General features: G+C 71.2%; 5 protein-coding genes and 1 pseudogene. 3 read left to right on the top strand and 3 right to left on the bottom strand.

The annotated features are described in order from the left end of the window. Nucleotides 1–808 precede the first annotated feature (808 nt). Nucleotides 809–1,147 (top strand): hypothetical protein, encoded by a 339-nt coding sequence (locus tag ACGF07_RS35430; protein WP_392905774.1) that lies wholly within the window; start codon nt 809–811, stop codon nt 1,145–1,147. 2,958 nt (nt 1,148–4,105) lie between these two features. Here the strand turns inward: ACGF07_RS35430 and ACGF07_RS35425 are convergent. After that, nucleotides 4,106–4,282 (bottom strand): annotated as a pseudogene (locus tag ACGF07_RS35425) (transposase); the annotation flags it as partial. A gap of 377 nt (nt 4,283–4,659) precedes the next feature. Further along, nucleotides 4,660–5,205: an SMI1/KNR4 family protein gene (locus ACGF07_RS35420; protein ID WP_392905772.1), complete on the bottom strand. Its 546-nt coding sequence runs from the start codon at nt 5,203–5,205 to the stop codon at nt 4,660–4,662. A 382-nt stretch (nt 5,206–5,587) separates the two neighbouring features. On the opposite strand from ACGF07_RS35420, the gene ACGF07_RS35415 reads away from it, so the two are divergent. Then, nucleotides 5,588–5,866, top strand: a complete 279-nt coding sequence (locus ACGF07_RS35415; protein WP_392905770.1) for a hypothetical protein — start codon at nt 5,588–5,590, stop codon at nt 5,864–5,866. Nucleotides 5,867–5,940: 74 nt separating this feature from the next. Here the strand turns inward: ACGF07_RS35415 and ACGF07_RS35410 are convergent, their stop codons facing one another. Further along, a complete protein-coding gene (locus ACGF07_RS35410) occupies nt 5,941–6,063 on the bottom strand; it encodes a hypothetical protein (protein ID WP_392905767.1) in 123 nt (40 codons plus the stop codon). Nucleotides 6,064–6,368: 305 nt separating this feature from the next. Here ACGF07_RS35410 and ACGF07_RS35405 point away from each other — a divergent pair, with 305 nt between their 5' ends. Beyond that, nucleotides 6,369–7,055, top strand: coding sequence for a DUF4241 domain-containing protein (locus ACGF07_RS35405; protein ID WP_392905765.1), 687 nt, complete (start codon nt 6,369–6,371; stop codon nt 7,053–7,055). The last annotated feature ends 697 nt before the right edge of the window (nt 7,056–7,752 follow it).

The raw sequence follows: 7,752 nt of genomic DNA, 5'->3' as shown, positions 1-7,752 counted from the left end.
CGGAAGCCTGCGGCTTACAACGGGCCTGACGGCCCGTTGGGCGGTGCTGACGCACCGCCAGGTGCGGGGGTGCCGGCTGCGCCGTCACCGTGCGTGGCGTCCCGCTACGCCGGGCGGGACGGCTGGGGCCCATTCGCCTACGGCGAATTCGCGGGCAGGCTTGGGCCCCTGACGGGGCAGCAACTGAGGCGCGGTCGGCACGGACCTGCGGCCCGGCCCTCAGGTACGTTGACGATGTGACGCGAATTTCGGGTAGACGCCCCCTCCCTCGGGGCCGCCCCCAGCGTTGACGATGTGACGCAAAAATCCGGTAGCACCCCACCCCTCCCTACGGTCGGGCACCGTTCACGATGTGACGCGAATTCCCGGTAAAGGGCCCTCCCCTGACGGGGAGGGGATATCCGGCGGAGCACCCGTTGACGATATGGCGTAAATCCCCGGACGTAGCGTCTCCCCCGGCTCGGGGGCCCCTGGCGGGGCCTGCACCACCCGCCCGCCCAGCGGCCCCCACCCGCCCCGGCACGTAGCCTACCGGGCAGGCCTCCCAAGGCCTGTCGCTCCGTACTGGGGGCGAGGTGCGGGACTGGACCTCGAAGATGCAAGAGCTGTCACCGACACCACTCCGCACCGCCGCGGGCTAGGAAGATCAGCACGTTACGGCGGATCGCGCAGGACAGCGCCAACAGATTGCGCTCTCGCACGCAGCAGTCGCGCGGAGCCAAGGAGGTTGGATAGCGTCGAAAGGGGGCCCAGAAGCATCCAGGACAGTTCGAACGACGGATTGCATTAGTGGGAGAGTGTAAATGCCATGTCTGAGCGTTACGAGCAGCGAATTATCGGCTACCGATCCCATCCGGGGCAGATTCACGGTGACTGCTACGGGCAGGTGTGCGTCGTAACTGAGAAGGAGTTGATCATCCCCGGCGCCCGGCGCGAGAGAACACCCCTGACTACTGTTGGCGCGGTCCATCATGAGAGAGATCGCTTCATCGTGGTCGATGCCGGCAACTTCTTTTCCATCGAATGCCATTCGGAAGAAGCCCGGAACAAATTGGCCTTGGCTATTGCGTGGCAAGCTGGCTGCAATCTCTTCACGGGAGCAGGTCCAGCAGACAAGACGGCGCTCGTTAAGAAGTACTTTGGATGACGCTGACCGACCACAAGACGGACAGAGGCGCAGCCACCCACCCCGGGCTCCATTCGACGCGCGAGGCATCCCCCGGCGACGTCCGCCAGGACGGCCCCGAGGCAGCCGGTACCAAAGGCCGGACGGGCGCAGCGGGGCGCAGCACGACGTCGCCGAGGACGGCGCCAGGACCGCGGCCACGCCACCGGGCGCCCCTTGATGACTCACGCGAGCCATCCTCACCAGGCCGACAGACCGCAGTGGCACCCAGCAGCACGACAGCGGCCGGGACGGCCCGGCCGACGTCCACGACCAGGAGCAGCGACCCAAGCGACCCCCGCGCCAGCAAGGACAGACGCGACACGGACATCAGCATGATGCGACGCGCGAGCCATCCCCCGGACCACGCCCACAGCCGTGAGCACCGGACAGCGAAAAGCCGCCGCGGGCCGGACGGGCGTCGACCAGCACGGCCAGGACCACCGGGGTGGACGGTCTCGCCGGCGGCTGGCCTGGGGGCCGCTCGTCGACGCGGCACCCGAAAAGGCTCACAACCTCCGACAGGTCACACCCCTGTGTCTCCACCTGCCCCAGGCACCGCCCACCCCGGGAACCCCGCCCAGCCGGGCACTCGCCAGGGGCAGCCAGACGCGCCACCGCGGACAGCACCGACAGCCAGGCCACGGCCGGGGCAGGCAAAGCGGGCGGCCGACGACCAGCGGCACAGCGACGGCTGGCAGGCCGCGACAACAGCCAGACCACAGCCAAGCAACGGCACGGCCAGGCGCAGCGGCACAACGGCCGGGCCCGGCGGCGGGAAACCCGGCGGAGGCTGGACGCAGCGGCCAGGGCGCGCCCGGACCGGGGCGGCACAACGGCAGCCGACAGACGGCAGGCGGGCGGGCGGGCGGGCGGGCGGGCGGGCGGGACGGCGAACGGACAGCAACGGCAGGCGGCCGACGCCGGTAGGCGGCGACCCGGCGGGCAGCAGCGGCCGTGCGCGGCAGCCGGGGCGCCGGCCGCTGCGCACGGCCGGACGGCGGGCCAGCGGCGGTCCAGCACCGCCCCGACCGAGGCGGCACAACCGCCGGAGGTACCCCCGACCTCCGCGCGGCCGGAGCCTGCGCCCGGCCGGGCAGGCAGACAGACAGACAGCAGCGGCGTCCCGTCAGGGCCCGACCGAACGCAGCTGCACGACAGCGGCCGAGGCACGGCCGGACAGCGACACAAAAGCGGCCGGCACAACGACGGCGGCACAGCGGCGGCTGGCAGGCCGCGACAACAGCCAGACCACCGCCGGACAGCAGCACGGCCGGACGCAGCGGTGGACCGCGCACCACGGACGGCCGACGGAAAACCGCAGGCGGCGGGGAAACCCGGCGGAGGCCGGACGCAGCGGCACGGCCTAGCGGAACGGCCCGGCGCAGCGGCCAGACGCAGCTGCCGGGGCGCGGCCGGACGGCGGCCGGGGTACAGCCGGGCGCAGCGGCAAAACGGCCGGGGCCGACGGCGGCCGGACGGCCAGTGGAGGCGGGCTGCAGCCGGCAGGCAGCAGCGACGGGCCGCGACGACGGCCGAACAACAGACGGGCCGGCGGACGAAACCGCAACGACCCGTCAGGACCCGGCCGAACGCAACGGCACGGCCGGGCATCAGCGGCCGGGTACGGCCGGGCGCAGCGGCACAACGGCCGGGCCGACGGCGGCCGAACGACTGGCGACCTGGCCGCGCCGTTGCCGTGTCGCTGCGCTCGGCGGGGACCTGACGGGTCGCCGCCGTTCCGGCCGGGCCGCTGCGCCGGGCCGTTCGCGCAACAGCACGCCAGCGGCCCCGGCCGCGGCCAGACGGAGGCGGGCCGGACGGCGACCGACAACGGACTGAACGGCCAGGGCAGCCAGCAGCAACCGGCAGCAGGCCGGACGGACGGCGGCCCTGCCGCCCAGCACCACCGAACCGAGGCCGGCACAGCGGTCGCAGACGGGCCGGACGGCAGTCGGCAGCGGGCGGCGGGGGCCCGACGGCGGCCCGGCACGGCGGGCCAGCCGGACAACCACAGGACGGCGGCCAGCGGACCGCCACGACAACCAGACCACTGCCGGACAGCGGCCCGGCCGGCGCAGCGGCACAACGGCCGGGGCCGGACGGCGGCCGACGGCGGCGGCGGCGGCCGGCAGGCTGGCGACCTGGCCGCGCCGCTGCCGTGTCGCTCCGCTCGGCGGGGACCTGACGGGTCGCCGCTGTTCCGGCCGCCGTCCGCCCCCGGTTGCTGCCGGCAGCCGTCCCCGGTCGCCCTCCGTCCGTCGGCCAGCGGCCGTCGTGCTGCCATCTCCAGCGGGCGCTGCTACCCGGGTCGCCGCCGTTCCGGCCGTGCCGCTGCGCCGGGCCATTCCACGCAACAGCACGGCAGCGGCCCGGGCCGCGGCCCGAACGGCAGTTTCGGGCCGGACGGCGGGCGGAACGGCAGGGGCCCGGCTACGAGCGGGCCGGCTGGACAGCGGCACGGCCCCGCGCAGCGGCCGGGACGCGGCCAGACGCAGCAGCGAACGGCGGCCGACGGCAGGCGGCGGGTCGGCGACACAGTAGCTGAACCACGACCGGGACAGGCAGAGCAGGCGGCAGACGGCAGCCGGCGACGGCCGAACGGCAGCCGGGCCGAAGGCAGGCGGCGGACGCCCGGACATTGGCCCGGCGAAGCAGCACGGCGGCACGGCCCGGGGTGACGGCGTACTGCGGGCACTCCAGCCGGTCCGGCCGGGCCTTCTCCCGCAGCTCCACGACGACGGTTGCTCAGCAGACCACCGACCCGCCAGAGCCGGTAGAGCTTGGCGTGCACAGTCAATCTTCCCGCGACGGGTCGTCCGGAACGGAGACCAACGCGGCCACCTGCTCCTGCGCTGATGGTCAGAAGGGCGGGTTGTCGGGATCTCCGTCGCCGAGGGGCCAGGCGGAGCTAGGAAGGTAGGAGCTGCGGTCGTCGTCGCCGGTGCGGTCGACGTAGAGGATCGCGTCCAGCAGGTCGCGCAGGTTGTGCTCGGGTGGCCGGCCGAACGCCAGGGCGCGTTCGGTGCGGGCTTTCCGCCATGCGGTGAGGGTGGGTTCGACCAGCGCCCAGCGGGCGTCGAACACGTCGCTCGGATACGGTCGGCGATCCGTCATGGTGACGGCATACCGCGCGATTGGATAGGCCGCGACACTCGGCGGACAAGTACGGCTCGACCTGGCTTCCTGGGATGAGAGAGGAGTAACGGCGCAGATCCGACGGGCATTCGTGCAGTGGTGGCGCTGCTGTCCCAACGCCCCGGAAGCCTATTCAAGCGGCTCGATCAAACGGCTCGGAAACCAGCATCAAACAGCTCCCTCACGGACGAAACGCCCAGTTAGCCGCCACCACTGTCAAAGGAGCCACCCCGGAGCACTTCGCCGCCTCATCAGCCTCGGCCTCACCCGGACCCTCGCCCCCTCAACCACATAACGCAGGAGGGGCTGTCCACAACCGGGACAGCCCCTCCACCAACAAAATCTTCAGCGGTCTTCTAGCACCACAAGTCAGGCGCCAGGGTACGGTCGATCATCTCCTCGGCATCGGGGAATTCGCCCGTCAGGACAGCGGTGAGGAAGTCAGTCATGCCCCCGTCGAACCGGTACATCTCGCTGATGTCGAAGCGCCACACCACGACCGGCCACTCGTCCGAACTGCCGGCCGAGGTGTCCCAGCAGAAGTAGTCGGAGATCGTGTTGTTTGCCCAGGCAAGCAAGCAGCCCTTAGCCGGGAAGGGCTCGTACGGACGGCCGAACTCGGGGTTCCACTCGTACCACCCCTCCAACATGTCCCCGACGTCCTTGTTGAACTGGTAGAGGCCCTCGAACCTCTCCTCCTCCGGGATACCGGGCCCCAGCGCCGGTGCCACCACCGCGAGGTCGCCGTGGTATTGGACGTGTCCGTACCGTTCCACGAACGCACGATAGTCGGAGGGCAGCTCGACGCCGAGCCGCTCGACGGAGCCCGCCCAGTGCACGTCCAAGGGCTCATGGCCAGGGTCGCCCATGATCTCCATGAGCCGGCCGATGCTGCTCGCCATTCCTTGCTCCTCACTAGTTGCCGAGCTGGACCAACTGCCCGCTGGAGAAATTCAAGCCCAAACCACCGGGCGAAACACCCGCCCACCGGCCGAGCACCCCCGACAACACCTCCGACCCCACCCACCACCACAAACAGTCACCACACCAGCCCGACACCAACCCCCGGCCACCACCCCAACAGGTCCAACCAAAGGTCCAGACAATCAGCGATCCAAGGCCAAACCACGCCCACAACCACCAACAGGTCACACCACTGCTCGGTCGGGTGAACGGCGTCCGCCACGCGCCGTAGACGCCAGTTCCCGCGGTGGAAGAGCGATGGGATGGGCAGCGGCTCCAGCCACTCCCGGCGGGAGCCCACCTATAAGATGGGAGAGCGCAGTGATCGCGCGCATCATGGGCGAGGGCCAATGGAAGCTGGCCGACTCGCACTTCACCGAACTTAACATGCTCGACGACGAGCTGTTGGAAGAGATGGAGAGCGGCGACGAAGCTGGCTTCCGCAGGAGTCTTGGCGCCCTTCTCGACGCCGTACGCCGCCTGGGCACTCCCCTGCCCGACGACGCGCTGGAGCCCTCCGAGCTGATCCTGCCCGCACCCGACGCGACCATGGACGAGGTCAAAGACATGCTCAGCGACGACGGCCTCATCCCCGGCTGACCAGCCAGACTTCGCCTGGCCCCAGTGTTCGGGGCCAGGCCCACCAGACACGGGCCAGCCCGCACCCCGCCGGGTCACACCCGGCGGCCCCTCGCCGGGTAGAGCTTCGCGTGCAACACCCGCTCCTCCCACCACGGATCGTCCGGCGCCGGGACCAGGGCGGCCACCAGCTCGCGCTTGGTCGGTACCGGCAGCATCAGCGGGCCCAAGTCTTTTGCGGCGCGGCCCTGTACGCACTCGGGGCGCTCCAGCCGGTCCGGCCGGGCCTTGCCCCGCAGCTCCAGCTCCGAGCCCTCCTTGCCCCCCGATCGAGCCCCGGCACGTCCAGCATGGGCGCAGCGCGGCGTGGGCCGTGCGGGCGGCCTCCGGTTGTTCTTCGGCCTCCCGCACGAACCGTTCCTCGCGTTCCTGCACGGGCCATGTCGGCGTGACCGCCTATCGTCGGCCCATGGATTTTGCAGCAGATGCCTGGTCGGCGGCCGGTCCCGAGGAGAGCTGGTACTTGGATGCGGTCTTCACGCCCGGGACCAGACTCGGCACGCGGCACGGAGATCCGGCGACGCCCGTCCGGGTCGTCGAGGTGCGGAAGGTGGCCACGATCCGCATTCCCAGCGGTCGGCTCGTCGTCGACGCGCCGTGGCCACAGGAGGACGGACCGGGCCTGCGGACGCGGGTCGGCCGGGAACTCGCGGAGCGGATCCCGGCCGGCGTCTTCCGGATGGAGGCCGCCTGGACGGAAGCCCCGTATGAGTTCATGGGCGAGCGCTTCGACGGCCGGGAGCTCGCCGCCGTCCGTCTCCGCATCACCGAGGCCCCCGTAACCCGCTGGGAGATGGCCCTCGGCGTGGGCGATGACATCTCGCGGATCCGCTCTGGGAAGCGGATCGGGTTCGAGACCGAGACGAACATGGGGAGTTTCGCCGACGCCATGGCCTGGACGGTGCTGACGGACCCGTTCCTGGAGTTCTGGCGCGGGTTCCGGGCCGGTAACCGGCAGCCCCGACGCACGGAGAGCCTCTTCGACGGCGCGTTCGAGCGCGTAGCCGACGACGAGCACGGGGCCGACCTCGTGACGTTCGGTGCCGAAGGATCCTCAGTGGTATGGCTGGGGCGCACGGAGACCGGAGCCATCGCCTCGGTCGCCGTGGCCTGCGGGTATCACCTGTTCGCCCGGGAGCCTTCGTTCTGAGGGCTCACCGACCGGCAGGCCTTCGGCGAAGGCCTGCGCGGCGGCAAGGCCGCCGGCGTCGGGGCGGGTCTTGTTGATACCGCCGACGAGCTTGAAGGGGAGCCAGGTGTCGAAGCCGCGGCACAAGAAGGTGCCGCGCACCCTGAAGCCCTTCTGGCTGGCCCGGGAGTCGAACCAGGAAGCGGGTGAAGCGCCGCAACCCCAGCTCGGGAAGGCCGCTGGTGGCGAACACGAACGCCTGCGACCGTCCACCCACCGAGAGCACCTGAACGAACCCGCGCAGCCGCGGGTGGAACTTGCCCGAAAAGATCCCCAAGCCGAAGCCCACGAGGTCAACCAGGCCGCGCTCGGCATCACCGGACAGGGCCCAGTCGGCGGCCGTGAGGGAACGGGCGCGGTAGCCAGCGCCCGGACAGGCACGACGCGGGCGACCCCGCGGCCGGTGCCGTCGGCACCGTGCCGGCCCTCCCCCAGCCACTCCAGCGAGGTGACGAACGCCAGCACAGCGTCACAATCCGCCCACCTGCCTACCGCGGCCCGCCCGCCCCGCGCCCACACGGCTCTCAACCAGACTGCGGGAATTGGCTTTGCTCATGCGAACGGGTTCTGGTTCAACTTCTGTGGTGCGATAACAGCGAGTGTTGTCGGCCGTATGTGATTGGGTGCGCGGAGAGTTCTGCAGCCATCACCTTCGGGG

Origin of the sequence: Kitasatospora sp. NPDC048194, assembly GCF_043202455.1 — a bacterium.
Lineage (GTDB): Bacteria > Actinomycetota > Actinomycetes > Streptomycetales > Streptomycetaceae > Kitasatospora.
Note: the sequence above shows the minus strand (reverse complement) of the source record. Positions and strands in the feature narration are given on the sequence as shown.